The sequence below is a fragment of the Streptomyces sp. NPDC004732 genome (genome assembly GCF_040609235.1).
Lineage (GTDB): Bacteria > Actinomycetota > Actinomycetes > Streptomycetales > Streptomycetaceae > Streptomyces.
In genome coordinates, this window is record NZ_JBEXJR010000025.1 from 33,452 (window position 1) to 59,982 (window position 26,531).

The window sequence follows — 26,531 nt, forward strand, 5'->3', positions numbered from 1 at the left end:
GCGGGGATTCAGAGGCTGCGGGCGGTGATGTCGCCCTGGGCGACGGTCGCCTTGATGGACAGGTCGGGGGTGCCGCCGGTGCTGCGCAGTGCGTTGTCGATCCGGCCGAGTGCGGTGCCGGCGTCCAGGGCGGCGCTGACGCCGCGGGCGGCGACGACGGTGATGTCGCCCTGCTGGGTGCTCAGCGCGAGCGTGCCGGCCGCCGCCTCGGCGATGTGCACGTCGCCCTGCAGGGTGCTGATCTCGCCGGGGCCGGTCAGCCGGCCGACGGTGATGTGCGCGTCGAGGCCGGTCAGGTGGGCGCTGGCGGCCTCGTCGAGCTTGACCGAGCCGTGGCCGCCGTCGAAGGCGACCTTGCCGAGGCGGCCCACGCCGCGGAACTCGGCGGCGGCCGACTTCGCCCGGACGTCGGATCCTGCGGGCAGCTGGACGGTGACCTCCAGGGAGCCGGTGGTGCCGATGAGGCGGTTCTTCGCCTCGGGGGCCTGGATGTGCAGGACGCCGTCGGCGTAGGTGACTTCGGTCTGCTCGGCGGCCTGCACGTCGCGGCCGCGGGCCGGGTCGGCGGGCCGGACCTCGACGGTGGTGTCGCTGCGGTCGGCGGCGATGAACTGGATGCGTCCGGCGGGGATGTCGAGGACGGCCTGGACGGCGGCGGGGGTGTCGAACTTCTGCATCGTGTGCTCCTTCATCCGGTGTCGCTTGCCCTTGCGGCCCGCGCTTTCCGATGACAGAAACGCTACGTTGCATTCACAGAACTGACAACACACTTGTTGCGTTGGAAACCAATAACAGCAGGTGAATACAGGAAAGTTGATGCAATGGCCTCAGGCTTAACGCAACAACACACCCCTCGGACTGTTGCAATGAGTTGGACGTGAACGCTATAGTCGGCGCACCGACCGCCACCGGGCCGCCCCGGCCCGGGCCACGAAGGAGACCGCGATGCCGGGAGGCAGGCTCACCCAGCAGGAACGCCAGCAGATCGCACTGGGACTGGCCGACGGCCTCGCCTACGCCGAGATCGCCCGGCGCCTGGAGCGGCCGACCTCGACGATCACGCGCGAGGTGACACGCAACGGCGGCCCGGCCGGCTACCGCGCCGAAGTGGCCCAGCGCGCCACCGGACACCGCGCCCACCGCCGCAAACAGAGCGCGCCCCGGGACCCGCGGACGCCCCCGCAGCCCCACGGCCGCGACGCCGGCGAAGTGCGCGCCTACGAGGAGGTGTTCACCACCGTCATGATCGCCTCGGGCATGCCCACGATGATGTCCCGGGTGGCGGCCTGCCTCATCCTCACCGACTCCGGCAGCCTCACCGCGGCCGAACTCGCCGGGCACCTCCAGGTCAGCCCGGCCGCCATCTCGAAGGCGATCGCCTTCCTGGAGAGCCAGGGTTTCGTGCGCCGGGAGCGCGGCGAGGGAAGACGCGAGCGCTACGTCGTCGACGACGACGTCTACTACCAGTCGATGATGGCCACCGCCCGCGCCACCGCCCAGGTCGTCGCCACCGCCCGCCAGGGCATCCCCGTCCTGCGCCCGGGCACCCCCGCCGCCACCCGCCTGGAAAACATCGCCCGTTTCCTCGACTTCGTCTCCGAAAGCACCGCCCGCGCCGCCGAACAGGCCCGCGACATCCTCCACACCAAGCCCACCACCGCCCCGGACACCGCAGCACCGGACACCGCCACACCGGGCGGCAGTTGATGTTTGGTGGTGCAAAAAGTGGTCAGGCGTACCGGAGTTGACCTAGGGGGTGCATGTTGTTTCCCAGTCCGGGACAGAACGGCCAGTGGGTGCGCACACGGACGGAGGCCGACGCCAAGGCCTTCGTCGCGGAGAAGCACGCGGAACAGGAAAACGCCCTGCACACGGGCACCGGCACGCTGATCCTGACGGGCGTCGTCGTGCTGCTCGTCGCCGCCGCGGCCCTGTACAGCTGGCTCGGCTGACGCGGGCGCCGCGGCGTCCGGCGCGCTGCCGCGCCGCGGCGGCCGTAGCGTTGGGATCATGTGCTGGAGTGCAACGGCCGACCTCGTGGCGGGCACGGGCATCGCGGCCGTGGGAGCCGTATCGGTGACCCTGGCGGCCCGCCGCCCGCGTGATCTGCCGCTGGCCGCGCTGCCGCTCCTGCTGGGCGCCCACCAGATCGTGGAGGCCCTGGTCTGGCACCACGGCGGCGGCACCGGCCCCGCCACCCTTACCTGGGCCGCCATCGCGCTCCCGCTGCTGGCGCTGTGGGTACCGGCGGCCGTGCTGTGCGCCGCGCCGCCGGGCGCCCGCCGCCGCCTGCTGGTCCCGCTGGCGGCGGGGGCCGCGACCGCGGCGGTGCTCGCCCACGCGCTGGCCACCCGCACCGTGAGCGCCGAGATCCGCGGGCACACCGTCGGATACTCCCTGGGGCTGCCGCACACCGGGCTGGTCGTGGCCGGCTACCTGCTCGCCACCGTCGGCTCCCTGCTGCTGTCCGGCGACCGCGGCCTGGTCCTGTTCGGCGTCCTGGTCACCGCCGGGGCCGCGGTGTCCCTGCTGCTGTGGCGCCGGGAGTACATCTCCACGTGGTGCGCGTCCGCCGCGGTCTGCTCGGTGGCCCTGGCCTTCTGGGTCCACCGGCGCCGCCCGGCGCCCGGCCCGCAGCAGGGGGTGCGGGCCTGGTCCGTTGGGAGGTAGTTGGCAGGCAACGGCGCCCGCCCCGCGCGTGGCGCCGGGCGGCCGCGGGGGCTGTTCCTACGATGCGCGCCATGGACACCCTGATCTTCGGTGGTCTGCTGGTCGGCCTGGCCGCCCTGTACCGGGAGCGTTCCCCCGCGCTGGTGCTCGGGGTGTGGTGGGCCGTTCTGGCCGCCACCGTGCTGCTCCTGGCGCACCACATCACCAGCGGCCTCTCGCTCGGGCTGAACTACTGATGGCCACCGCGCAGCACCCGGCACCGGCCCGCGGCGGCGCATCGCTGCTGGGGCAGGCGCAGTTCTGGTTCGCGTGCGTCTTCGCGGCCGGCTGGACGGGCGTGGTCTGCGGCGGCCTGGCCGTGCAGTTCGGCTCCTGGGACTATCCCTGCCCGCTGTGCATGGTGCAGCGGATGTTCATGCTCCTGGCCGCGCTGGGGGCGCTGCACGTGGTCCGCGCGGGCCTGCGCGGGACGATCACCGGCCGCGACTACATGACGGGCTGGGGGCTGGCCCTGGTGGCCTGCATGGCCGGCGGGTTCACCTCCTGGCGGCAGACGATGCTGCACATCCTGCCGGGCGACGAGGGATACGGCGCTCCGGTGCTCGGCCTGCACCTGTACGTCTGGGCGTGGATCTTGTTCATGGCGTCGGTGCTGGCCATCGGCATCCTGCTGGCCTTCGCGCCCTGGACGGCCGCACCGGGCCCCGCCGCCCCGGTGGGCAGGCCCGCGGGGCGGCTGGTGTTCGGGTTCGTGGCGCTGGTCACGGCGGTGAACCTGGTCGCGGTGTTCCTGCTGGAGGGCTTCCACTGGTTCCTGCCCGACGACCCCGCCCGCTACCAGTTCTTCTACGACGTGGGGATCCTGAAGAAGTGACCGGCCCGCACCGCGGGGGCGCCGTGTTCGGCCGGGCGTCCGGTTCGGTCAGAATGCGCCCATGATTCTTCAGAGCACGCCCGTGACGCTCCCCGCCCGGCTCACCGAAGTGCCCGGCGCCGACGGGCTCTTCCTGTGGGCCCCCCGAAGCACGGGCCACTGGGGGTACGCCAACTGCTTATGGGTCATCTCCGGCCCCGACGCGGCAGTGATCGACACTCCCTATGACGGGCCGACGACCCGGGCGATGATCGACGCGGCCCGGCCCCGGCTCGGCCCGCGCACCGTCACGACGGTGGTCAACACCCACGCGAACGGCGATCACACCTTCGGCAACCACCTGTTCCCCGGGGCGGAGATCATCGCCACCCGGGCGGGCCAGGACCACCTCCCCCACGAGCCGACCCCCCAGCACATGCACGCGCTGGTGCACCAGTCGCCGCCCGGCACCGCCCTGGGCCGCTATCTGCGCGAGCACTTCGGCCACTTCGACTTCGCCTCCGCCCGCCTCACCCCGCCCACCGTGACCTTCCGCGGCCAACACGCCTTCCCCGTCGGGGACCTCGAGGTGGAGCTGTACGAGGTGGGGCCCGCACACCACGCAGGCGACCTGGTGGCCCGCATCGGGGACGTGGTGTGCACCGGCGACATCTTCTTCCACGGCGACCACCCCACCCACTGGGCGGGCCCCCTGCAGAACGTCATCAACGCCTGCGAACTCGTCCTGGGCCTGGGCCCGCGGGTCGTCGTCCCCGGCCACGGGCAGCCCACCGACCGCGCCGGACTCGAGGAACACCTCACCTATCTGCGCACCGTGCAGCGCGAGGTGCATGCACGCTACGAGGCCGGACTGAGCCCCGAGAAGGCGATGGACGACCTGTTCCGCCGGGACTTCTACCCCCGCCTGGGGCTGCCCGAGCGCCTGATGATCGTGCTCTCGGTGGAGTACAGCCACCTCGCGGGCGACCCGGCGGTGCCGCCCATGGTCGAACTCGCCGACCGGGCCGCCGTGTGGTCGTCCCGGCGCACCGCCGCACTCCCGCGCTGACTGCCCCTCCCCCGGCGGGCATCAGGCGCGGCAGCGCAGCATCTCCAGCGGCGGGTTGGCGTGGAAGTCCGCCCAGAAGTCCGCGCCGAACGCACGCGTGCCGGCCGGTGACACCGTCAGCGCGACCCAGGTCACCTCGCTGAACCCGGCCGCGTGCAGGCACTGTTCGTACACCTCGCGGCGCGGCCGGTTGGCGACGAAGGAGACCGGCGGGTCCAGGAGCGCCGTGATCCGCACCTGCGGTCCGGTCTCGGCCTCCTGGCCGGTGAGCTCGCTGCGAAAGCCGTACTTGTCCGGCCCCGGGCCCTCGAAGGAGAAGTCGGGCGACTGGTTGAGCACGAAGAGTTCACCGCCGGGCCGCAGGCTCCGGTGCACGGTGCGGCACATCCGCTCGGTGGTGGCGGTGTCCGGCGCGTAGCTGAGCAGCTGGACGGCCGTGGCGATGTCGAAGCGCCGCTCCAGCGCGACCGGTTCGGCCACGTCGGCGACCCGGTAGCGCACGCCCAGCGGCTGCCGCTCCTCCAACTTGCGGGCCACGGCGACCATTTCACCGGAGATGTCGATGCCCAGCACGTCCGCGGCGCCGCGCCGCTTGAACTCCCTGCTGTAGAAGCCGGTGCCGGAGGCCAGGTCCAGCACCGTGCGGCCGCGCACGTCCCCGACCATCGCCAGGAAGCTGGGCACCGCCGCGTACTGCTCCAGCGGCAGCGCCTTGAACCCCTCGTAGGCCTCACCGATCTCGTCGTACTGCTGCTGCGCGCTCATGGTGGTGCATCTCCCCGTGGTCGGCGTGACGGCGTGTCGGCAGTCTCCACGGGCCCCGGCCCCCGGCCGCACTGGCAGAACCCACAAAGATCAGGGCCCGGTCCCGGCCTCCCCTACAGCCGTACGCGGGTGCCGGGCAGGTCATGACACCGGGCGGCGGGCGGGATACGGTCGCGGCAGTGGGTGAGGAGCAGCGCCTGCCGGGAGGATCCGGACGGGGCCGGGTCCGGGGCCGGCGCCGCGGCCACTGCGGCTCACCGATCGTAGAGGAGGCCGGAGCAGGATGCGGCCAGGGGAGACAGCTTGACCACCCTTTCGACCCCGTCATCGTCACCGTCATCGTCGCCGTCGCCGGAGGAGCAGCCGCCCCCGCCCGCGCGGCCCTCCTCGCTCCAGGAGGAGACGGAAAGCCTGCGGGCCACCGCCGAGCAACTGCGCGCGCAGGTGGCCGAGCTGGAGGTCCGGGCGCGGGCGCGGCCCAGGATCGCGCTGGCCGAGGGCATCCTGGTCGAGCGCTACCGGCTGGCACACGCCCAGGAGGCGTTCCTGCTGCTGCGCCTGGCCTCGCAGCGCGCCAACATCAAGCTGCACCAGCTGGCCGCCGTGGTGGCCCGCACCCCCGGCCCCGCGCCGGGCGCCGCGGTGTGGCTCACCGGGCGGGCCCAACATCCGCGGCCCAGCCTGGCCGCGCTCGGGGCCGGGCCGCTCGACGCGACGAACCAGGGCGAGGTGCTCGGCGCGGCGCTGCGCCGCGTGCTGGCCGTCACCGGCACGGACATGGGCAACGTGCAGCTGCTCGAGGACGATGTGCTGCGCATGGCCAAGCACGCCGGTCTGCCCCGGCACTTCACCGACTACTTCGCCTTCGTCGAGGGGAACACCTCCTGCTCCCGGGCGGCCGCCGCGGGCAGCCAGGTCACCGTCAAGGAGGTGGCCTCCTCGGCCGGGTTCGACGACGAGACGCGCCGGGTGATCCTCACCTCCGGCAGCCGTGCCTGCCACAGCATCCCGCTCGTCGACGACCGGTCGGCCGTCCGCGGCGTCATCTCCTCCCACCACGCCCGGCCGCTGACCGGCTTCACCCAGGCCCAGCTCCAGGCGCTGCGCACCACCGGCCGCACCCTGGGCGAGTGGATCAGCTGGCATCAGGACACCGTGCTCCTGGACGCGCTGGAGGACCTGCACCAACTCGCCCTGGCCCCGCGCCCTTAAGAACCTGGCCGGTGGGCGGGCCGGGTGGCGTAGCGGCTCATTGTGCGCACGTTGTCCGCGGGCGTCGGGGCCCGGCCGTCGGCGAGCGTGTCCTGCAGGTCCCGGAAGTACTGCACGTACAGGTCCGGGGTGAACATGCTGAGCATGACGGCCGGTTGGCCGCCGGTGTTGGCGAAGGTGTGCGGGGCGCCGGCCGGGACCATCACGAAGGTGCCCGCACCGGCCTCGTGGTCCTCATCCCCGACCGTGAACCGCACCGTGCCGGACAGGACGTAGAAGCCTTCGTCGTGCCGGGCGTGGCGGTGCTGCGGGGGGCCGGGGGTGTGCGGGGCCAGGACGGACTCGGTCAGGCCCAGCCGGTGGGCGGTGTGGCTGCCGTCCTCCAGGACGCGCATGCGGGTGGTGCCCAGGGCGATCGTCTCGCCCTCGCCGGGGCGGACCACCACCACGGCGGGCCCGGCGGCCTCTGCCTCGGTGCCTGCCTCTGTGCCTGTGCTGTCTGTGGTGCCTGTGCCGGTGTTTGCTGCGTCGGTCATAGCGACGATTGGACCGCCGGGGTGCGGGCGGCGTCCAAGACCTGTTCCGGGGCGCCGATACCGGCTGGGTATCGTGGCGTGATGGAGCTGCGGACGTTGCGGTATTTCGTGGCGGTCGCCGAGGAACTCCACTTCGGCCGGGCGGCCGTGCGGCTGCACATAAGCCAGCCGCCGCTGAGCCGGGCCGTCAAGCAGCTGGAGACCGAGGTCGGCGCCGTGCTGCTGGACCGCTCACCGGGCGGGGTCACGCTCACCGCCGCCGGAGCGGTGCTGCTGGACGAGGCGCGCGCCCTGCTGGAGCGGGCCGCACTGGCGCGGGAGCGGGTGGCCGCCGCGGCCGGGACCGCGGCCATCACCGTCGGGGTCCTGGGCGACGGCGCCGATGCCGGGCTGGACCGGCTGGCCGGTGCCTTTCGCCGACGGCATCCGGGCGTGGAGGTACGCGTCCGGGAGGCCGACCTGACCGACCCCACCTGCGGACTGCACGCCGGCCGGGTCGATGTCGCGCTGACCCGCGGTCCCTTCCAGGAGACGGGTCTTTCGGTGCGGGCGCTGCGGGCCGACGCGGTGGGGGTGCTGCTGCGGGCCGACGACCCGCTGGCGCGGCGCGCGAGCCTGCGGCTGGCCGAGCTGGCCGGCCGGCGCTGGTTCAGCTTCCCGCAGGGCACCGACCCGCTGTGGCAGTCCTACTGGGGCGGCGGACAGCACCGCGAGGGGCCGGTGGTGCGCGCGGTCGTGGAGTGCCGGCAGGCCGTGCTGTGGAACGCCACCGTGGGCATGACCCTGGCGGACCACGCGCCGGGGCCGGGACTTGCCGTGGTGCCGCTGAGCGACATGCCGCCCAGCCCGCTGGTCGCGGCGTGGAGCACGGGGGACGCCAGCCCGCTGGTCCGCTCGTTCGTGCAGGTCGCGGCCGACGTCCACCGGGAGCGTCCGGGCGCACGGCCGTGCGGGACGTAACCCGGCGGGACGCGGGCGTGCGGCGGCGTTCCCGGGGCGCGGCGGGACTTGGGGAACGCGGCGGGGCGCCGCGCGGGGCTGGGTACGCTCTGCGGTCATGGGGACAAACCGCCGCAGCCAGGCCCAGCGGGACGAGATGACCGTGGAGATCGGCTACGCGCTGCTCAGCGCCTGCTTCCTGGGGGCCGTGGCGTTCGGGGTGATCGCCGGTCCGGCCGCGGTCTGGCGGCTGCCGCCCGGCGCGGAAAGGTTCCTGCTGGTCGCGGGCGCCTCGGTCGGCTCCGTGCTCGCGGTGCTGCGCGTGGTGCACGTGCTGTGGCGGTACGCGGGAGCCCGGCCCCGCTGACCCGGCCCGCGGCCCGCGCCGTTCGGCATGCCGGAACGGGCGTCCTGTCCCAGGCTGGAGTGGCGACGACGGCACGGACCACGCCCGGGACGAGGGAGCAGAGCGCCATGGGGACCGATGTGTTCCATTCGGAAGTGCCCCTGCGGGTGAACGGCAGGACCCACCGCCCTGTCGTCGATCACCGCGCCACGCTGCTGGACGTCCTGCGGGAGCAGCTGGACCTGACCGGGGCCAAGAAGGGCTGCGACCACGGCCAGTGCGGGGCCTGCACCGTCCTGGTGGACGGGCGCCGGGCCAACAGCTGTCTGCTGCTGGCGGTCGCCGTCGAGGGCTGCGACATCACCACGGTCGAGGGGCTGCACGGCGCCGACGGACTGAGCCCGCATCCCCTGCAGCGGGCCTTCGTGGAGCGCGACGCCTTCCAGTGCGGGTACTGCACGCCGGGGCAGCTCTGTTCGGCCCTGGGGATGCTGGCCGAGGCCCGGGCGGGCGAGGCCTCGCACGTGACGGAGCCGGGCGCGGCGGACGGGGCGGGCGGGGCGCCGGTGCGGCTGAGCCGGGAGGAGATCCGGGAGCGGCTCAGCGGCAATCTGTGCCGGTGCGGGGCCTATCCGCACATCGTCGAGGCCGTCGAGGCGGCAGCGGCTGCCGGGGAGGGGGGCGTGGTCCGGTGAAGTCCTTCATGTATGTGCGGGCCCACAGCGTGGACGAGGCGACCGCGGCGCACGCCGGGCGGCCCACCTCCCGCTACCTGGGTGGCGGAACCAACCTCGTCGACCTGATGAAGCTGGGCGTGGAGCGGCCCGAGACGCTGGTCGATGTCAGCCGGCTGCCGCTGGATGGCGTCCAGGAGCTCGCCGACGGGTCCCTGCGCGTGGGCGCGACGGTGCGCAACAGCGACCTGGCCTCCCACCCGCTGGTCCGCGCCCGCTACCCGGTGCTGTCCCAGGCGCTGCTCGCCGGTGCCTCGGGCCAGCTGCGCAACGTGGCCACCACCGGCGGCAACCTGCTCCAGCGCACCCGCTGCCCCTACTTCCAGGACGTGGCCAAGCCGTGCAACAAGCGCGAGCCCGGCTCCGGCTGCGGTGCGCGCGAGGGCGTCCACCGCGACCACGCCGTGCTGGGGCACTCCGCGCAGTGCATCGCCACCCACCCCTCCGACCTGGCGGTCGCGCTGGCCGTGCTGGACGCGCAGGTCGAGCTGCAGGGGGTGCGCGGTTCGCGGACGGTGCCCGCCGCCGAGTTCCACCGGCTGCCGGGCGAACGGCCGCAGGCGGACACCGAGATCACCCATGGCGAGCTCATCACCGGGGTGCTGCTGCCGCGGCCGGTGCCGGGCGCGGTCTCGGCCTACCGCAAGGCGCGCGACCGCGCCTCGTACGCCTTCGCGCTGGCCTCGGTGGCGGTGCTGCTGGCCGCCCGGGACGGGGTCGTGGAGGAGGTGCGGATCGCCTTCGGCGGGCTGGCCCACCGGCCCTGGCGGGCCCGGCGCGCCGAGGAGGCGCTGCGGGGGGCCGCGCCGACGGGCGAGGCGTTCGCGCGGGCACTGGACGCCGAGCTCGCCGCGGCCGAGCCGTTGCGGGACAACGCCTTCAAGGTGCCCCTCGCCCACCGGCTGGCCTGCGACGTCCTGCGCCGCCTGACCGACCCCGGCCCGGCGCCGGGCGCCGGGGCCTGAACGCCCCGCCCGCCCCAGCCCCCCTTTCGTATTCGTACGCATCCGCCTGCAGGGAGAACGCCATGCCGCAGACCGCCGACGCGCTGGGGGCGGACCTCGAGCGCCGGGAGGGCCTCCACAAGGTGCGGGGCAGCGCCCGCTACGCCGCCGAGCACACCCCCGAGGGGTGCGCCTACGCCTGGCCGGTGGCGGCCACCGTGGCGCGCGGCGAGGTACGTGCCGTGGACGACGCGGCGGCCCTGGCGCTGCCCGGCGTGGTGACCGTGCTCCACCACCGCAACGCGCCGCGCCTGGCCGCGCCGGACGATGCCACCCTCGCCGTGCTGCAGGACGCCCGCGTCCCGCACCGGGGCTGGTACGTGGCGCTGGTGGTCGCCGACAGCCTGGAGTCGGCCCGCGAGGGCGCCGCGGCCGTGCGGGTCACCTACGCCCAGGAGCCGCACGATGTCACGCTGCGGGCCGGGCACCCCGGCGCGTACGTGCCCAAGGACACCGACGGCACCTCGGGCGAGCATGTGCGCGGCGATGCGGAGGCGGCGTTCGCGGCCGCGCCGGTGCGGGTGGACACCGGCTACCGGGTGCCGCCGCTGCACAACCACCCGATGGAGCCGCATGCGGCCACCGCCCACTGGCAGGACGGGCGCCTGCACGTGTACGACTCCAGCCAGGGCGCCACCACCGTCCGCAATGTGCTGGCCGGCCTGTTCGGGCTGTCCAGGGACCAGGTGACGGTCGTCTCCGAACACGTCGGCGGCGGGTTCGGCGCCAAGGGCACGCCCCGCCCGCACGTGGTGCTGGCCGCCATGGCCGCCCGCCGGACGGGCCGGCCGGTCAAACTCGTCCTGCCGCGGCGGCAGTTGCCGGCCGTGGTGGGGCACCGCTCGCCGACCCTGCACCGGGTGCGGCTGGGCGCCGGGACGGACGGCACGCTGACCTCGGTGATCCACGAGGTGACCGCGCACACCTCCCGCATCAAGGAGTTCGTGGAGACCGGGGCCGCCGCCACCCGCGTCATGTACGCCTCGCCGCACGGGCGCACCACCCAGTGGGTGGTGCCGCTGGACGTGCCCAGCCCGTCCTGGATGCGGGCCCCGGGCGAGGCCCCGGGCATGTACGCGCTGGAGTCGGCGATGGACGAACTCGCCGAGGCGCTGGGCATCGACCCCGTCGAGCTGCGGCTGCGCAACGACACCGGCCACGAGCCGGACAGCGGCAAGCCCTTCAGCAGCCGCCATCTGGCCGAGTGCCTGCGGGAGGGGGCGCGCCGCTTCGGCTGGGCCGGACGCGACCCGCGGCCCCGCACCGGCCGGGCGGGCCCCTGGCTGGTGGGCAGCGGCGTCGCGGCGGCCACCTACCCGGTCATCGTCGCGCCGTCCCGGGCCTGCGCGCTGGCCTGCCCGGACGGGACGTTCGTGGTCCGGATCAACGCCACCGACATCGGGACCGGCGCGCGCACCGTGCTCGCGCAGGTCGCCGCCGACGCGCTGGGCGTGCCGGTGGAGCGGGTGCGCACCGAGATCGGCAGCAGCGACCTGCCGTCGGCGTCGCTGGCCGGCGGCTCGTCCGGCACCGCCTCGTGGGGCTGGGCCGTGCACGAGGCGTGCACCCAGCTGGCCGGGCGCCTGGCCGGGCGGCCGGCGGGGCCGCTGCCGCCGGAGGGCGTCAGCGCCACGGCCGACACGGCGGGCCGGGCCGACGCGGACAGCGACTACGCCCGGCACGCCTTCGGCGCCCATTTCGCCGAGGTCGGGGTGGACACGGTCTCCGGCGAGGTCCGGGTGCGGCGGCTGCTGGGGGTCTACGCCGCCGGGCGCATCCTCAACTCCCGTACCGCGCGCTCGCAGTTCATCGGCGCCATGACGATGGGGCTGGGGATGGCGCTGATGGAGGGCAGCACGATGGACGCCGCCTTCGGGGACTTCGCGGAGTGCGATCTGGCGGGCTATCACGTGCCGGCGCACGCGGATGTGCCGGAGATCCAGGCGCACTGGATCGAGGAGGACGACCCGCACCTCAACCCCATGGGCAGCAAGGGCATCGGGGAGATCGGGATCGTCGGGACGGCCGCGGCCATCGGCAACGCGGTGTACCACGCGACGGGGGTGCGGCTGCGTGAACTGCCGCTCACCCCGGACCGGGTGCTGGCAGGCGCCGGGTGAATCCGTCAGGTGGTGCGGGCCCGGCTCTCCCGGGTCCAGGAGAGCAGTTCGGGCGCCGTCCAGGTGGTCACCACACGCTCGGCGGGCACCTGGCACTCCTCGGCCCGTGCGCAGCCGATGAGCTGCCAGTCGAGCTGGCCGGGCGCGTGCGCGTCGGTGTCGACGGCGAACAGCACGCCCGCCGCCACCGCCCGGCGCAGCAGGGGGCGGGGCGGGTCGAGGCGTTCGGGGCGGCTGTTGATCTCCACCGCGGTGCGGGCGGCCGCGCACGCGGCGAACACCTCGTCCGCGTCGAACTGTGAGGGCGGCCGGCCGCGGCCGGTGACCAGGCGGCCGGTGCAGTGCCCGAGCACGTCGGCGCGCGGGTTGCTCACCGCGGCGACCAGTCGGCGCGTCATCGCGGCCGCGTCCATGCGCAGTTTGGAGTGCACCGAGACGACCACGACGTCGAGGCGGTCCAGCAGGGCGGGTTCCTGGTCCAGGGAGCCGTCGTCCAGGATGTCGCACTCGATGCCGGTCAGCAGCCGGAAGGGCGCCCAGCGTTCGTTGAGGGCGGCCACCGCCTCCAGCTGGTCGCGCAGCCGCTCGGGTGACAGGCCGCGGGCCACCGTGAGGCGGGGCGAGTGGTCGGTGAGCACGGCCCATTCGTGGCCGATCTCCTGGGCGGCGCGGCCCATCGCCTCGATGGGGCTGCCCCCGTCGGACCAGTCGGAGTGCAGATGGCAGTCGCCGCGCAGCAGGGCCCGCAGCCGGGTGCCCGCGCCGTCGGCCAGCGGCGCCCGGGCCTCCTCCTCCAGGCCCCGCAGATAGCCGGGCATGGTGCCGGCCAGCGCTTCACGGATCACGGCGGCGGTCTTGGGGCCGATCCCCTTGAGGGACTCCAGGGTGCCGTCGGCGGCGCGGCGCGCCACCTCCTGGTCCGCCAGGGCGGTGACCACCTCGGCCGCGGTGCGAAAGGCCCGCACCCGGTAGGTCGGGGCGCCGCCCCGCTCGAGGAGGAAGGCGATGCGTTCCAGTGCCTCCACGGGCTCCATGGCGCCTCCGGGCGGGGGGATCGTGCGCGCGGGGATGCGCGGCCGGGTTCCAGGCTGGCGCAGGCAGGCGGGCGCGGCATGTCGCGGCCCGGGCCGCGGCGGGTGAGACTTCCAGGGGGGCCGGGGCCCCGACCTGCCGCGCCCGGCGCCCCTGGCACCGATATCCCGGCACCGAAACGAGGCGACAGCGCACGTGAGTGACAGCAACGACTCCTCCCCCGGGCGGCACGTCCTGGTGACCGGGGCCACCGGCTACATCGGCGGCCGGCTGGTGCCCGAACTGCTGGCGGCGGGGCACCGGGTGCGGTGTCTGGCCCGCTCGCCGGAGAAGCTGCGCGATCATCCCTGGGCCGGGCAGGCGCAGGTGGTGCGCGGCGATGTGACCGACGCGCGGTCGCTGGCCGCGGCGTTCGAGGGCATCGAGGTGGCGTACTACCTGGTGCATGCGCTGAACACCGGGGCCGGTTTCGAGGACACCGACCGGCGGGCCGCCCGCACGTTCGCCGAGCAGGCCGAGGCGGCCGGGGTGCGGCGCATCGTGTATCTGGGCGGGCTCACCCCGGCCGGGGTGGCCGAGCGGGAGCTGTCCGCGCATCTGCGCTCGCGGGCCGAAGTGGGCCGTATCTTCCTGGACTCGAAGGTGCCCAGTGCGGTGCTGCGGGCGGCGGTCATCATCGGGTCGGGCTCGGCGTCCTTCGAGATGCTGCGCTATCTCACCGAGCGGCTGCCGGTGATGGTGACGCCCAGCTGGGTGCACACCCGCATCCAGCCGATCGCGGTCCGCGACGTGCTGCGCTATCTGGTGGCCGGGGCCGCGCTGCCCGCGGAGGTGAACCGCGGCTTCGACATCGGCGGTCCGGACGTGATGACCTACCGCGACATGATGCGGGCCTACGCCCGGGTCGCCGGTCTGCCGCACCGGCTGATCGTGCCGGTGCCGCTGCTGTCGCCGGGGCTGTCCAGCCACTGGGTCGGTCTGATCACGCCGGTGCCCCGTCAGATCGCCCGGCCGCTGGCGGAGTCGCTGCGCCATGAGGTCGTCTGCCAGGAGCACGACATCGCGGCGTACGTGCCCGACGGGCCGGGCCGCCCGCTGCCCTTCGCCCAGGCGCTGCGCCTGGCCCTGCAGCGCATCCAGGACGCCCAGGTCACCACCCGCTGGTCCTCGGCCTCGGTGCCCGGCGCGCCCAGCGATCCGCTGCCCACGGACCCCGACTGGGCCGGGGGCAGCCTCTACACCGACCGCCGCACCCTGGTCGTGGATGCCTCCGCGTCGGCGCTGTGGCGGGTCATCGAGGGCATCGGCGGCGACAACGGCTGGTACTCCTTCCCGCTCGCGTGGGCGGTGCGGGGCTGGCTGGACCGGCTGGCGGGCGGGGTGGGGCTGCGCCGGGGGCGGCGCGACGCGCACCGGCTGCGGGTGGGTGACTCGCTGGATTTCTGGCGGGTGGAGGAGATCGAGGCAGGTCGGCTTTTGCGGCTGCGGGCCGAGATGCGGCTGCCCGGTCTGGCCTGGCTGGAGATGCGGGTGGAACAGGACGACTCGGGCCGCACCCGCTACCGCCAGCGTGCGCTGTTCCATCCTCGCGGGCTGGCCGGGCACGCCTACTGGTGGTCGGTGGCGCCCTTCCACGCCGTGGTCTTCGGCGGGATGGCCCGCAACATCGCCGAGGCGGCGGGGCGGGAGCCCGAGGCGGGCTGATCGGCCGAGTCGGGCTGATCCGTCGTCCGTGCGGGTCGGCCTCCGTGCGGGGGATGCAGGGGTACGCGGTGGGCCGCTGAATCGTCCGTCCGTCTGTGGGTGCGGGGCCGCGGGGGGATGTACGTACTCGCCATCCCTGCGGCCTGGTTCGATGTTTCTGGGCGTCCGGGTTTGCTCGGTGCTCCGTGCGCACATCCCCCCGCGTCCCCTCGTGTCTCGTACGCGGCTGACCGGTGGTGCCCCTGGCGTCCGGGGCGGTCACAGGGGCGTGCGGGCCTCGCCGATTGCCTGGTCCAGGATGGTCAGGCCGAGTTCCAGTTCGTCCTGGGTGGCGGTCAGTGGGGGTGCGATGCGGAAGACTCCGCCCATGCCGGGGAGCTGGACGATGTTCATGTGCAGGCCCAGTTCCAGGCAGCGCCGGGTGACCTGGGCGCCCAGGGCGTCCGAGGTCTGTTTCGTGTCGCGGTCCACGACGAGTTCCAGGCCCGCCAGCAGGCCGCGGCCGCGGATGTCGCCGATGACCTCGTGCCGGGCGGCGAGGTCGGTCAGGCCCTGGCGCAGGAACGCGCCCAGCCGGCGGGCCCGTTCATCGAGCCGGTCCTCGGCCAGGACGTCCAGGACGGTGTTGCCGACCGCGGCCACCAGCGGGTCGGCGACGTGCGTGGTGAAGAACAGGAACCCGCGCTCGTACGCCTCCTGCTCGATGGCCTCGCTGGTGACCACCGCCGCCAGCGGCAGGCCGGCGCCGAGCGTCTTGGACAGCGTGAGGATGTCGGGGACGACCCCGTCGCGCTCGAAGGCGTACCAGGTCCCGGTGCGGCACAGCCCGGTCTGGGCCTCGTCCAGGATCAGCAGCATGCCGCGCTCGCGGCACTTGGCCTGCAGCGCCGCGAAGTATCCGGCGGGCGGCTCGATGATGCCGCCGGAGCTGAGGATGGGCTCGACCAGGCAGGCGGCCAGGCTGCCGGTGGACTGTGCGTCGATCAGGTCGAAGGCCAGGTCCAGTTGGCGGCGCCAGTCCAGCGCGCCGTCCGCGGTGGTGATGTCGGGCCGGTAGGTGTTGGGGACGGGGATGGCGAAGTTGCCGGGTGCGGCCGGGCCGTAGCCCTTGCGTCCCGCGCTGTAGGTGGCCGAGGCGGCGGCCTGGGTCATGCCGTGCCAGGAGCGGGCGAAGGAGACGACCTCGTGCCTGCCGGTGACGAGCTTGGCCATCCGCAGGGCGGCCTCGTTGGACTCGGCGCCGGTGGTCAGCAGCAGTGTCTTGGTCAGCGGTGCGGGCAGCGTGCCGGCCAGCCGGCGGGCCAGGTCGACCACCGGGCGGCTGAGCATGCCGCTGTAGAGGTGGTCCAGGCGGGCGACCTGCTGCTGGACGGTGGTGACGATCCGCGGGTGGGAGTGGCCCAGGATCGCGCTCATCTGGCCGGAGGTGAAGTCGAGGATCTTGCGGCCGTCGGCGGTGAACACGAAGCTCCCGGCGGCCCGGTCGATGATCTCGCGGGTGAACTCGCCGCCGTAGCGCACGAGATGCTCCTCGGCCTGGGACCAGAAGGCGGCGGTGGACGGTGCGGCGGTGGTCGTGGCAGCCATGGCGCCGACGGTAGGGCGCCCGCGAGCGACGCGTCCATCGCACATTTGTGGCTGTCCTGTTCGGCGGATCCGCACAACAATGGGGGGTGTGATGAATCCCTGGAGGCTGCGGCTGCTGTGCCGTCTGGAGACGCTGGGCACGGTGCGGGCGGTCGCCCAGGCCGTCCACATGAGCCCGTCCAGCGTGTCCCAGCAGCTCGCCGTGCTGGAGAGCGAGACGGGCACGCGGCTGCTGGAGCGCACCGGCCGCCGGGTGCGGCTGACCTCGGCCGGGCTGATCCTGGCGCGGCGGGCGCGGGCGCTCTTGGAGCAGATGGACGGCGTCGAGGCGGAGTTGCGCGGGTTCGGGCAGGAGCCCGCCGGGCTGGTGCGGCTTGGCACCTTCCAGAGCGCGATCCACACCATGGCGGTACCCGCGGTGCAGGGTCTGGCGCACGCGCATCCGCACCTGGAGCTTGAGGTGCTGCAGCTGGAGCCGCACGAGAGCATGCCCGCGCTGCGCGGCGGCGACGTGGACCTCATCATCACCACCACCGACTTCGGCGAGCTGCCGCTGGGCGACGACCTGGACCTGGTGCCGCTGGCCACGGACCCGGTGCTGCTGGTGGTCCCGCCCGGCCACCGGGCGGCCGGGCGCGGGCCGGTGGACCTGGCGGCCTGCGCGGACGAGCCGTGGACGCTGGACATGCCGGACTCCTACATGGCCCATCTCGCGCTGCGGCTGTGCCGCCGGGCCCGGTTCGAGCCGCGGGTGGTGGCCCGGTTCGGCAACTACCTGATGACGCTGCAGCACGTCGAGGCCGGCCTGTCGATCGCGCTGCTGCCCGCCCTGGCCGTCGATGCCCGCTACCGCGTCGCCACCCGCGAACTGGCCACGCCGGTGACCCGCACCATCACCGCGGCCACCCGCCGCGGCGCGCCCCCGCGGGCGGCGGTGCGCGCCGTGCTGGACGCGCTGCGCCGCCAGCCGGGCCCGCCGTCCACCGGGCCCGTCCCCGGCCCGGCGGAGCCGGGCGCGCCGGGCAGAGCCCGTCTGTGAACCCCCGTCGTCCGTGCGGAGCGCGGGCGCAGCGGCGATCGGTGCGTGCGATCGGTGTGCGGCGGCGTCCCCGGTCACGTGGCGGAGCCACCTGTCCGGGGACGCCGTGCGGCATGGGGTCCCCCCTGCTCGAGCGCAGCCGAGAGCTCGGGGGGGGGGGAGGGCGTGCCGGGCGTCGGGGCGCAGGCGGGGGGGGTCGAGGACGGGCTTTCAGCCCTCCAGGGCCGAGCACAGGACGGCGGCCGGGACGGTGAGGCGGTAGCCCACGCCGCGCACCGTCTCGATCCAGTGCGGCGAGCCGAGCTTGCCGCGCAGCGAGCCGACGTGGACGTCGAGGGTGCGGGTGGAGCCGAACCAGTTCTCGTCCCACACCCGGGCCATGATCTCCTCGCGGCGCAGGACCGTGCCGGGCTCCTCCAGGAGCATCGCGAGCAGGTCGAACTCCTTGCGGGTGACGCGCACTTCGTCGTCGTACAGGTGGACCTTGCGGGTGCGGGCGTCCAGCCGCAGCGGGCCCGCGCTCAGGTGGCGCGGCCCGGGGGCGGCGGGCTCCGGCTCGGGCCAGGGGTCGGGGGCGGGGTCGCTCGCGGTCTGGCCTGCGGGGTCGGGGGCGGGGCGGGCCGGGGGGCGGCGCTGGGCGGGCACCAGGGGCAGCGGCACCGGGTCGGCGATCGCGCCCGTGCCGTGCAGCAGGCAGCCCGCGCCGCGGCGCAGCACCGCGCCGATGCGGGCGAGCAGTTCGTGGTGGCCGAACGGTGTGGGGACGAAGTCGTCGGCGCCGGAGTTCAGGGCCAGTACCTGGTCGAGTTCGTGGTGGCTGCCGCTGAGCACGATGACCGGTACGCAGGAGTGCTCCCGGATGCGCCGGCACACCTCGTGTCCGGCCAGGTCGGGCAGGACCAGGTCGAGCAGCACCAGGTCGGCGTGGGGCAGTTGGTCCAGTGCGTCGGTTCCGGTGCGGGCGTGCCGGGTGGTGTAGCCGTGCATGCCCAGCATCTGCCGCAGTGCCTCGGCCATCGCGTCGTCGTTCTCGACGATCAGTACGTTCATGAATCTCGCAGGCCTTCCCGAGGAGTCCGTGGATGGGACCGGAGGGCCCGAGCCTTGCGAGGCGGCGCGCGCAGCGTCAACGCGCGCCGCGCCCGGCGGGCAAGACGGGGGCGGGAAGACGGGATTCCTGCCCGCCTCCTGCCATGGCGGGGAGCGGGAGGCGGGGGGTTGTCATCGGGCGGGCAGGGCCGGTGGCGGACCTTGTCATACGACTGGGGGGCCGGGTGCGGCGGGGTCAGTGTGCGGCGGGGTGCACGGTCAGTTCGCTGTGGCCGTCGGCCAGCGCCCGGTTCAGGGCGTCGGGGGTGGGCGGGCCGGTGCGGTCGGGCCGGCACAGGGCGAGGGAGAGGCCGCGGCGCAGGCCGGCCCGGGCCAGGTGGGCGCGGCTGGCGGCCAGGGCGCCCAGGGCGCGGGCCGTGGCGGCCGGCAGGGCGGCGCCGGTGGCCGTCCGATAGGCGGGGGCCGCGGTGGTCAGCGCGAAGAAGTCCAGGGACAGTGCGGCGGTGGCGTCGTCCAGGTGGGCGGCGCCGGTCACGGCGTCGGCCAGGACCTGGCGGGCGGTGGCCGCGGACAGCTGGGACAGGGGGCGGCCCTCGGCGTGTCCGGCGCAGTGCAGCACGCCGTCCAGGGAGCCGAAGTGGTGCAGGGCCACGCGGACGGCGGCCCGGACGTCCTCGGCGCGGGAGAGGCGGCCCGCGACGTGGGTGATGCGGGGGTCGGCGGGGGCCGGGCCGCACTCCGGTGCCAGCAGCACGATGCGGGCCCGGTGGGTGCGGGCCAGGGCCAGGGCCAGGCGGGCGCCGTCGCCTTCGCCGGTGTCGGTCAGCAGGTAGCGGCCGCCGGGGCGCAGCGCGGCGCGCGGGGTGCCGGGGCGGGGTGCGGGGGCGGCGCGCAGGACGCGTACCTCGCGGCCGGTGGGGGTGTAGCGGACCTCGGCGAGTTTGGGGCGGGGCAGGGCGAGTTCGCCGAGCGCGGTGTGCAGGGGGTCCCGGGCCCAGGGCGGCAGGGTCTGGACGGCGAGGGAGACGGCGTGGATGCGGCCGTCCTCGGCGCCGGCCTGCTGGGCGATCGCGCCGAAGGCCGCGGCGAGTTCGGGCCGGGCCCGCCCGGTGACGAGGAAGGCCACGTGCAGGGGGGTGCGGCGGGTGGAGCAGCACAGGGCGCGCAGCAGCGGCAGGGTCAGGTCGGCGGCCCGCTCGGGGCTGGTGGTGGCGGCGGGCAGGTCGAAGACGAGGGTGCGCGGGGCGTGGCCCTGCTGGTGGAGGGCCTTGAGGTAGGAGGTCCAGGCGGGGGCGCTGCCGGAGAGGTCGCGGCCCACCCGGACGGTGCGCACGCCCAGCGGGGCCCAGGCCCGGCCGGTGTCGCGGCTGTCGACGACGAGCAGGCTGGTGGCGGGGGTGAAGGCGGGCGGGTGGTGGGGGCCGGTGGCGGCGGGCACCCACAGGGGGGTGTGGTGGGGCGGGTGGCCGGGCCGGGGGCCGCGGACGGCCGGGTCCGGTGCGGGCCGGTGGGCCGCGGTGGTGCCCAGGGTACTGACCTTCATCGCTTCCACCCCGTCGTCGTCCTGCCGTGGCCGGTGGTGCCGGCCCGTGGTGCCGCCCAGCATGGGTGAGGGTGCGCCAGCGCGGCGCCAGGCTCGGGTCAGCCGGGGTGCACCGGTGTGTCAACAGTGTGCGCAGGAGGGCCGGTCGGGGGTGCTGGGGCGGGCGGGGGCCGGAGGGGTGGGCGGGCACAGTCCAGTGGCTGTCTTGGCCTGGTGCTGACCCGGGGCTGGCACGGGGTTCCCTACGGTGGCCGAGATCCCACCCCCGGCACGCGGTCGCTTTCGGGACAGTCCGCAAGGAGCACCGCGCGGCACGGCGGGGGTGGCGGGGGCCGGGCGGGGCGGGGGTGTGCGGGAGGCGGTTTTCCACCGGGACGGGGTGCGTTCGCCCGGGCCCTTCGACGGGAATTCCCGCCGCGCACGGTGCCTTTCTTTTTCCGGTCCCGGTGTTTGCGTACGAGTGATGTGCATGTCGTTTGGATGTACGGCGTTTGTGTGGGCCGGCTCCTTTGCACGGCAGGGGGGTGCGGCTCGCGCGGGACTAACGGGGGAATACAGATGAACCAAAGTGAACTGCGGGTGTCCACCGTCGCGCGGACGCGGTGTGCGGGGGCGGGCTGCGGGCGGGGCGGGGGCGGGGCCGCCGCGGGCGCCGCGGTGCAGGGGTTGCGCCTGTGCCCGGGGTGTCTGCGGCTGCTGGCCCGGGATCTGCGGGAACTGCCCGCCCTGTACGAGGAGTTGGCGCACCGGCTCGGCGGCGGGGGCGGGGCCGGGGCGCGCGAGCGGGTCAGCGGGAACCCGGGGCTGCCGGGGATGCCGTTCAACGAGGCGGCCGCCGATGTGCGCACCGCGGTGCTGGCCACGCTGGGCTCGTGGGCCGGGCTGGTCAGCGCCCAGCTGCGGGTGCCCGCGCCCGAGCGCGCCGTGGGCCGGCTGTGCGCCTTCCTGCTGCTGCACGGCCACTGGCTCGCCGCGCATCCGGCGGCCGCCGAGGCGGCCGACGAGATCGCCCGGCTGGCGGCGGCCGCGCGCCGGGTGGGCCGGGGCACGCCGCCGCCGCGCCGGGTGCGGGTGGGGGCGTGTGTGGCGCGGGGCTGCGCGGGCACGCTGGTCGCCGACTTCCGCGGGGCGGACACACAGGACTGCACGGCGATCCGCTGCGACGCCGACCCGGCGCACACCTGGCCCGGCGAGCGGTGGACGGAGCTGCGCCGTGCGCTGTGCGGGCAGGGCGAGCGGTGGCTGTCGGCCGGGGAGGTGGCGCGGCTGTGGTCGGTGTCCACCGGCACGGTCTACCGGCTGGCCAGCGAGCAGCACTGGCGGCGGCGCAGCCGGGCCGGGCGCACCTCCTATGCGGAGGCGGACGTGCACGCGTGTTTCGCGCGCCGCGCTGCGGGCCGGGCCGCGGGCCGCTCCCCCGGTGCGGCGCCGGGGCGCGGGGCGGGCGGCTCCTGAAATTCTCTGAAGAATTTCTGACACATTTCTGAAGTTCTTCCCATTGAAATCCGGTCACCGACCGAAGAAGGTATGGGGCAGAGTCCGGTGAACTGTTCCCGGGCCTCGTCGCATTCGGTGGCGCATCCGCCGCCGCGACTTTCTTCCCTTCTCCCGCGGGCCGTTTCACGCGCTCTGCCGGGACTTCGCCTGCGGGCACCGAACCTTCCACCCACGGGAGACAGCCGATGCACAGCACTTTGATCGTGGCGCGCATGGACCCCGGCGCCGGCGATGACGTGGCCCGGATCTTCGGGGAGTTCGACGGCACCGGGATGCCCGATCTGATGGGGACCCGGCGGCGCCAGCTCTTCTCCTACCGCGGCCTCTACTTCCATCTGCAGGACTTCGATTCCGACCAGGGCGGCCGGGCGATCGAGGAGGCCAAGACCCATCCGCTGTTCATGAAGATCAGCGACGACCTGCGGCCGCACATCGGGGCCTACGACCCGGCGACCTGGCGTTCGCCCGCGGACGCGATGGCCGAGCGCTTCTACCACTGGACCCGGTCTTCGTGACGTTTTTCCCCCGGAAGGGAGCACCGTCCGCATGGGACGCGACGTAGTGATTACAGGCATCGGGGTTGTGGCGCCCGGTGGTGTGGGGGCCAAGGAGTTCTGGAACCTGCTGAGCAACGGCCGCACCGCCACCCGGCGCATCACCCTGTTCGACCCTTCGCCGTTCCGCTCCCGGGTGGCCGCCGAGGTCGACTTCGATGCCGAGCAGTACGGGCTGAGCCCGCAGGAGATCCGGCGCATGGACCGGGCCGCGCAGTTCGCGGTGGTCACCACCGCCGAGGCGATGGCCGACAGCGGGCTGACCCCCGAGACGATCGAGGCGCACCGCACCGGCGTGACCATCGGCAGCGGGGTGGGCGCGACCATGGCCCTGGACCGCGAGTACAACGTCGTCAGCGACGGCGGCCGCCTGGACCTGGTCGACCACCGCTATGCGGTGCCGCATCTGTACGACTACTTCGTGCCCAGCTCGTTCGCCTCCGAGGTGGCCTGGCGGGTGGGCGCCGAGGGGCCGGCCGCGGTGGTGTCCACCGGCTGCACCTCGGGCCTGGACTCGGTGGGTCATGCCACCGAGCTGATCCGCGAGGGCAGTGCGGACGTGATGCTGGCGGGGGCCGCCGCGGCCCCCATCTCCCCCATCACGGTGGCCTGTTTCGACGCCATCAAGGCGACCACGCCCCGGGACGAGGAGCCCGAGCGGGCCTCGCGGCCCTTCGACCGGACCCGCAACGGGTTCGTGCTCGGCGAGGGGGCGGCGATGTTCGTCCTGGAGGAGCGCGAGCGCGCCGAGCGGCGCGGCGCGTACATCTACGCCGAGATCTGCGGCTTCGCGACCCGCTGCAACGCCTTTCACATGACGGGGCTGCGGCCGGACGGCCGGGAGATGGCCGAGGCGATCCGGCTGGCCCTGGAGGAGGCGCGCATCAACGCCGAGCAGGTCGACTACATCAACGCGCACGGTTCGGGCACCAAGCAGAACGACCGGCACGAGACCGCCGCGTTCAAGCACAGCCTGGGCGCGCACGCCTACCGGACGCCGGTCAGCTCCATCAAGTCGATGGTGGGGCACTCGCTCGGCGCGATCGGCTCCCTGGAGATCGCCGCGTCGGTGCTGGCCATCGAGCACAACGTGGTGCCGCCGACGGCGAATCTGCACGAGGCCGACCCGGAGTGCGACCTGGACTACGTGCCGTTGGTGGCCCGCGAGCAGCGCACCGACACGGTGTTGAGCGTGGGCAGCGGCTTCGGCGGGTTCCAGAGCGCGATGGTGTTGCGGAGGGCGGCATGAGGAGCACCGTCGTCACCGGGATCGGCATCACCGCGCCCAACGGCCTTGGCGTGGAGGCGTACTGGGATGCCACGCTGGCGGGCAAGAGCGGCATCGAGGACATCAAGCGCTTCGACGCGGCCGGCTATCCGGCGGGGCTGGCCGGTGAGGTGCCCGACTTCCGGGCCGAGGAGCATCTGCCGGGCCGCCTCATCGCGCAGACCGACCACATGACGCGGCTGGCGCTGGTCGCCGCCGACTGGGCGCTCCAGGACGCCGGGGTGGATCCCGCCGCGTGGGACCCCTTCGACATGGGGGTGGTGACCGCCGCCTCGGCGGGCGGCTTCGAGTTCGGCCAGCGCGAGCTGCAGAACCTGTGGTCCAAGGGCGGCAGTTACGTCTCCGCGTATCAGTCCTTCGCCTGGTTCTACGCGGTGAACACCGGTCAGATCTCCATCCGCAACGGGATGCGCGGCCCCAGCGGCGTGATCGTCTCCGACCAGGCCGGCGGCCTGGACGCCCTGGCGCAGGCCCGCCGGCAGATCCGCCGGGGCAGCCGGCTGATCGTCTCCGGCGGGGTGGACGGCTCGATCTGCCCCTGGGGGCACGTCGCCCAGTGGGCCGGGGGCCGCCTGAGCACCAGCCGCGATGCCGAGCGGGCGTATCTGCCCTTCGATGCCGGGGCCGCCGGCCATGTGCCCGGCGAGGGCGGGGCGCTGCTCGTCCTGGAGGAGGCGGCGGCGGCGCGAGAGCGCGGCGCCGCGGTGTACGGGGCGGTGCGCGGGTATGCCGCCACGTTCGATCCCCGGCCGGACAGCGGCCGCCCGCCGGGCCTGCAGCGGGCCGTGGAACTGGCCCTGGCCGATGCCGGGCTGGCGCCCGGTGAGGTGGATGTGGTGTTCGCGGATGCCGCCGCCGTGCCCGGCCTGGACCGCATCGAGGCGCAGGCGCTGGCCGCGGTGTTCGGGCCGGGCCGGGTGGCGGTGACCGCGCCCAAGACGATGGTGGGGCGGCTGCTGTCCGGGGCCGCCTCGCTGGATGTGGCCACCGCGCTGCTCGCCCTGCGCGACGGGGTCATCCCGCCCACCGTCAACGTCACGCCCGATCCCGCCCACCGCCTGGACCTGGTCACCGGCGGGGCGCGGGCGGCCCGGCTGGAGAACGCCCTGGTGCTCGCCCGCGGTTACGGCGGCTTCAACTCCGCTCTGGTCGTCTCCCGATCCGCCCCGTGAGGGCCGGGCACGCCGCGACCGGCACAGCAAGCAATCCGTCCCGAGAGAGGGTGGCACGTATGTCCAGCAAGGTCATGGCGAGCGGCCGGGCCAAGAAGTCCGACAAGGTCCAGCAGTGCGACGTCTTCATCCTGGGCTCCGGGCTCGCGGGCTCGGTCGCCGGGGCGGTCCTGGCCCGCCAGGGCGCCAAGGTGGTGCTCGTGGACGCGGGGCAGCACCCGCGGTTCGCGGTCGGCGAGTCGATGACGCCGCAGCTGATCGAGTGGCTGCACATTCTCCAGTCGCGTTTCGACGTGCCCGAGCTCGGCCATCTGCTGAACACCAAGGCGGTCGCCGACCATCTGGGCCCGCACCACGGCAAGAAGCAGAACTTCGGGTTCATCAAGCACGAGGCGGGCAAGGAGCCCGACCCCGACGAGGCGACGATGTTCGTCATCCCCAAGGCCCTGACCGACGCCAGCCACCTCTTCCGCCAGGACAGCGACCAGTACTACTTCAACGTCGCCGCGAAGTACGGCTGCCTCACCCGGCAGAACTGGTTCGCCACCGACCTGGACTTCGACGAGGACGGGGTGACCGTCAGCGGCAAGAACGGCGAGGTGTTCCGGGCCAAGTACCTCATCGACGCGAGCGGGTTCCGCTCGCCGCTGGCGGAGAAGTTCCAGCTGCGCGAGCAGCCGGCCCGCTTCAAGCACCACGCCCGGTCGCTGTTCACGCACTACATCGGCGTCAAGCCGTTCGACGACGTGTCGCACCACCCGGTGAGCAAGCGCCCGCCCGCCCAGTGGCACAACGGCACCCTGCACCACCTCATCGAGCGCGGCTGGTTCTGGATCATCCCGTTCGACAACGCCAAGGGCTCCAAGAACCCGATGGTCAGCGTCGGCCTGACCATGGACGAGCGCACCTATCCCAGGCCGGCGGACCTGACGCCCGAGGAGGAGTTCCGCTCCTTCCTGGACAAGTACCCGGCCGTCAAGCGGCAGTTCGTGGGGGCCAAGCGGGTCCGCGAGTGGATCTCCACCGACCGGCTGCAGTACTCCTCCAGCCGGTCGATCGGGCACCGCTGGTGCCTGATGTCGCACGCGGCGGGGTTCTTGGACCCGCTGTACTCGCGCGGTCTGTCCAACACCTTCGAGGTGGTGTACGCGCTGTGCTCGCGCCTTTTGGAGTCGCTGGCGGACGACGACTGGTCGGTGGAGCGCTTCGCCTATGTCGAGCAGGTCGAGCGCGGGCTGCTGCAGTACAACGACGACCTGGTCAACAGCTCCTACATCGCCTTCTCCCACTTCCGGCTGTGGAACGCGGTGTTCCGGGTGTGGGGCGGGTTCCTGACGCCCGGGGTGATGCGGCTGCACCGGGCCCGGGTCCAGTACGAGCTGGACGGCGACGAGCGCCACCTCAAGGAGCTGGAGAACAGCGCCTATCCGGGCCTGTGGTGGCCGCACGACGACTTCCGGCACATCCTCGAGCTGACCGCGGAGACCTGCGAGAAGTACGAGGTCGGCGAGGTGGACGGGGACACCGCCGCGGACATCATCTTCGCGGCGCTGCGCGACTGCCAGGGCCTGAACCCGGTGTTCGGGTGGAAGGACGAGGAGTCCACCCGGTTCGTGTACCCGAGCACGGCGCAAGTCGCCCGGTTCATGCACTGGTCGCTGCGCAAGGCGCCGGCCGGTGAGCTGCGCGACATGGCCCGCTCGCTGCTGGCCAGCTCCGTGCGCTCGGCCCTCAAGGGCAAACGGCCGCTCTAGCAACGTCTGCCGTGCCCCGGCCGGTCGCCGGGCACGCCCCCCGAGGAACCGATCCGAAGGAAA

General features: G+C 74.1%; 26 protein-coding genes. 19 read left to right on the plus strand and 7 right to left on the minus strand.

Features of this window, described 5'->3' with window-relative positions; genetic code table 11:
• Positions 1–8: 8 nt before the first annotated feature.
• Positions 9–677, minus strand: a complete 669-nt coding sequence (locus ABZV77_RS41475; protein WP_356268380.1) for a DUF4097 family beta strand repeat-containing protein — start codon at positions 675–677, stop codon at positions 9–11.
• Positions 678–945: 268 nt separating this feature from the next.
• Here ABZV77_RS41475 and ABZV77_RS41480 point away from each other — a divergent pair, with 268 nt between their 5' ends.
• The 6 genes from ABZV77_RS41480 to ABZV77_RS41505 all read left to right on the plus strand — a co-directional run bounded on the left by ABZV77_RS41480 (position 946) and on the right by ABZV77_RS41505 (position 4,592).
• A complete protein-coding gene (locus tag ABZV77_RS41480) occupies positions 946–1,707 on the plus strand; it encodes a helix-turn-helix domain-containing protein (protein WP_356268382.1) in 762 nt (253 codons plus the stop codon).
• Positions 1,708–1,796: 89 nt separating this feature from the next.
• The gene (locus tag ABZV77_RS41485) at positions 1,797–1,952 is read left to right on the plus strand and encodes a hypothetical protein (protein WP_356268384.1); all 156 of its coding nucleotides are present in this window, start codon (positions 1,797–1,799) and stop codon (positions 1,950–1,952) included.
• 58 nt (positions 1,953–2,010) lie between these two features.
• Positions 2,011–2,670, plus strand: coding sequence for a DUF6629 family protein (locus ABZV77_RS41490; RefSeq protein ID WP_356268386.1), 660 nt, complete (start codon positions 2,011–2,013; stop codon positions 2,668–2,670).
• 71 nt (positions 2,671–2,741) lie between these two features.
• Entirely contained in the window at positions 2,742–2,906 is a 165-nt protein-coding gene (locus ABZV77_RS41495) for a DUF5993 family protein (protein WP_356268388.1), read from the plus strand.
• Positions 2,906–3,544 (plus strand): disulfide bond formation protein B, encoded by a 639-nt coding sequence (locus tag ABZV77_RS41500; protein ID WP_356268389.1) that lies wholly within the window; start codon positions 2,906–2,908, stop codon positions 3,542–3,544. Before ABZV77_RS41495 ends, ABZV77_RS41500 begins: the two co-directional genes overlap by 1 nt.
• Before the next feature lie 61 nt (positions 3,545–3,605).
• Positions 3,606–4,592 carry an MBL fold metallo-hydrolase gene (locus tag ABZV77_RS41505; RefSeq protein ID WP_356268391.1) on the plus strand — a complete coding sequence of 329 codons (987 nt, stop codon included), beginning with the start codon at positions 3,606–3,608 and terminating at the stop codon, positions 4,590–4,592.
• Positions 4,593–4,613: 21 nt separating this feature from the next.
• Here ABZV77_RS41505 and ABZV77_RS41510 read toward each other — a convergent pair whose 3' ends face one another.
• Positions 4,614–5,357, minus strand: a complete 744-nt coding sequence (locus ABZV77_RS41510) for a class I SAM-dependent methyltransferase (protein WP_356268393.1) — start codon at positions 5,355–5,357, stop codon at positions 4,614–4,616.
• Between the two features lie 303 nt (positions 5,358–5,660).
• Between ABZV77_RS41510 and ABZV77_RS41515 the strand changes: the two genes are divergently transcribed.
• Complete coding sequence (locus ABZV77_RS41515; RefSeq protein ID WP_356268395.1) at positions 5,661–6,569, plus strand: ANTAR domain-containing protein; 909 nt, start codon at positions 5,661–5,663, stop codon at positions 6,567–6,569.
• On the opposite strand, the gene ABZV77_RS41520 is transcribed toward ABZV77_RS41515, so the two are convergent.
• Positions 6,566–7,105 (minus strand): cupin domain-containing protein, encoded by a 540-nt coding sequence (locus ABZV77_RS41520; protein WP_356268396.1) that lies wholly within the window; start codon positions 7,103–7,105, stop codon positions 6,566–6,568. The genes ABZV77_RS41515 and ABZV77_RS41520 overlap by 4 nt on opposite strands.
• A gap of 81 nt (positions 7,106–7,186) precedes the next feature.
• On the opposite strand from ABZV77_RS41520, the gene ABZV77_RS41525 reads away from it, so the two are divergent.
• From ABZV77_RS41525 to ABZV77_RS41545, 5 genes are all read left to right on the plus strand, one after another.
• Complete coding sequence (locus tag ABZV77_RS41525) at positions 7,187–8,065, plus strand: LysR substrate-binding domain-containing protein (RefSeq protein ID WP_356268398.1); 879 nt, start codon at positions 7,187–7,189, stop codon at positions 8,063–8,065.
• Positions 8,066–8,162: 97 nt separating this feature from the next.
• Positions 8,163–8,411 carry a DUF6332 family protein gene (locus ABZV77_RS41530; RefSeq protein WP_356268400.1) on the plus strand — a complete coding sequence of 83 codons (249 nt, stop codon included), beginning with the start codon at positions 8,163–8,165 and terminating at the stop codon, positions 8,409–8,411.
• A gap of 107 nt (positions 8,412–8,518) precedes the next feature.
• Positions 8,519–9,085 (plus strand): 2Fe-2S iron-sulfur cluster-binding protein, encoded by a 567-nt coding sequence (locus ABZV77_RS41535; RefSeq protein ID WP_356268402.1) that lies wholly within the window; start codon positions 8,519–8,521, stop codon positions 9,083–9,085.
• On the plus strand, positions 9,082–10,089 hold the full coding sequence (locus ABZV77_RS41540; RefSeq protein WP_356268406.1) for a xanthine dehydrogenase family protein subunit M: 1,008 nt from the start codon (positions 9,082–9,084) through the stop codon (positions 10,087–10,089). The genes ABZV77_RS41535 and ABZV77_RS41540 overlap by 4 nt, the downstream gene beginning before the upstream one ends.
• A gap of 62 nt (positions 10,090–10,151) precedes the next feature.
• Positions 10,152–12,248, plus strand: coding sequence for a xanthine dehydrogenase family protein molybdopterin-binding subunit (locus ABZV77_RS41545; protein ID WP_356268408.1), 2,097 nt, complete (start codon positions 10,152–10,154; stop codon positions 12,246–12,248).
• Positions 12,249–12,253: 5 nt separating this feature from the next.
• Here ABZV77_RS41545 and ABZV77_RS41550 read toward each other — a convergent pair whose 3' ends face one another.
• On the minus strand, positions 12,254–13,282 hold the full coding sequence (locus ABZV77_RS41550; RefSeq protein ID WP_356268410.1) for a PHP domain-containing protein: 1,029 nt from the start codon (positions 13,280–13,282) through the stop codon (positions 12,254–12,256).
• Positions 13,283–13,475: 193 nt separating this feature from the next.
• Between ABZV77_RS41550 and ABZV77_RS41555 the strand changes: the two genes are divergently transcribed.
• Positions 13,476–14,984 (plus strand): SDR family oxidoreductase, encoded by a 1,509-nt coding sequence (locus tag ABZV77_RS41555; RefSeq protein ID WP_356268412.1) that lies wholly within the window; start codon positions 13,476–13,478, stop codon positions 14,982–14,984.
• 258 nt (positions 14,985–15,242) lie between these two features.
• Here ABZV77_RS41555 and ABZV77_RS41560 read toward each other — a convergent pair whose 3' ends face one another.
• Positions 15,243–16,571 (minus strand): aspartate aminotransferase family protein, encoded by a 1,329-nt coding sequence (locus tag ABZV77_RS41560; protein ID WP_356268414.1) that lies wholly within the window; start codon positions 16,569–16,571, stop codon positions 15,243–15,245.
• Between the two features lie 88 nt (positions 16,572–16,659).
• On the opposite strand from ABZV77_RS41560, the gene ABZV77_RS41565 reads away from it, so the two are divergent.
• The gene (locus tag ABZV77_RS41565) at positions 16,660–17,610 is read left to right on the plus strand and encodes a LysR family transcriptional regulator (protein ID WP_356268416.1); all 951 of its coding nucleotides are present in this window, start codon (positions 16,660–16,662) and stop codon (positions 17,608–17,610) included.
• A 210-nt stretch (positions 17,611–17,820) separates the two neighbouring features.
• Here the strand turns inward: ABZV77_RS41565 and ABZV77_RS41570 are convergent, their stop codons facing one another.
• Together ABZV77_RS41570 and ABZV77_RS41575 are read right to left on the minus strand one after the other, a co-directional pair.
• Complete coding sequence (locus tag ABZV77_RS41570) at positions 17,821–18,660, minus strand: response regulator transcription factor (RefSeq protein WP_356268418.1); 840 nt, start codon at positions 18,658–18,660, stop codon at positions 17,821–17,823.
• A gap of 235 nt (positions 18,661–18,895) precedes the next feature.
• Entirely contained in the window at positions 18,896–20,203 is a 1,308-nt protein-coding gene (locus ABZV77_RS41575) for a KR domain-containing protein (RefSeq protein WP_356268420.1), read from the minus strand.
• Positions 20,204–20,761: 558 nt separating this feature from the next.
• Here ABZV77_RS41575 and ABZV77_RS41580 point away from each other — a divergent pair.
• The 5 genes from ABZV77_RS41580 to ABZV77_RS41600 all read left to right on the plus strand — a co-directional run bounded on the left by ABZV77_RS41580 (position 20,762) and on the right by ABZV77_RS41600 (position 26,468).
• Positions 20,762–21,658, plus strand: a complete 897-nt coding sequence (locus tag ABZV77_RS41580; RefSeq protein WP_356268422.1) for a hypothetical protein — start codon at positions 20,762–20,764, stop codon at positions 21,656–21,658.
• 227 nt (positions 21,659–21,885) lie between these two features.
• Positions 21,886–22,215, plus strand: a complete 330-nt coding sequence (locus ABZV77_RS41585) for a TcmI family type II polyketide cyclase (RefSeq protein WP_356268424.1) — start codon at positions 21,886–21,888, stop codon at positions 22,213–22,215.
• A 31-nt stretch (positions 22,216–22,246) separates the two neighbouring features.
• Positions 22,247–23,503, plus strand: coding sequence for a beta-ketoacyl-[acyl-carrier-protein] synthase family protein (locus ABZV77_RS41590; protein WP_356268426.1), 1,257 nt, complete (start codon positions 22,247–22,249; stop codon positions 23,501–23,503).
• Positions 23,500–24,714: a ketosynthase chain-length factor gene (locus tag ABZV77_RS41595; RefSeq protein WP_356268428.1), complete on the plus strand. Its 1,215-nt coding sequence runs from the start codon at positions 23,500–23,502 to the stop codon at positions 24,712–24,714. The genes ABZV77_RS41590 and ABZV77_RS41595 overlap by 4 nt, the downstream gene beginning before the upstream one ends.
• Positions 24,715–24,773: 59 nt before the next feature.
• Positions 24,774–26,468, plus strand: a complete 1,695-nt coding sequence (locus ABZV77_RS41600) for a tryptophan 7-halogenase (RefSeq protein ID WP_356268430.1) — start codon at positions 24,774–24,776, stop codon at positions 26,466–26,468.
• Positions 26,469–26,531 lie beyond the last annotated feature (63 nt).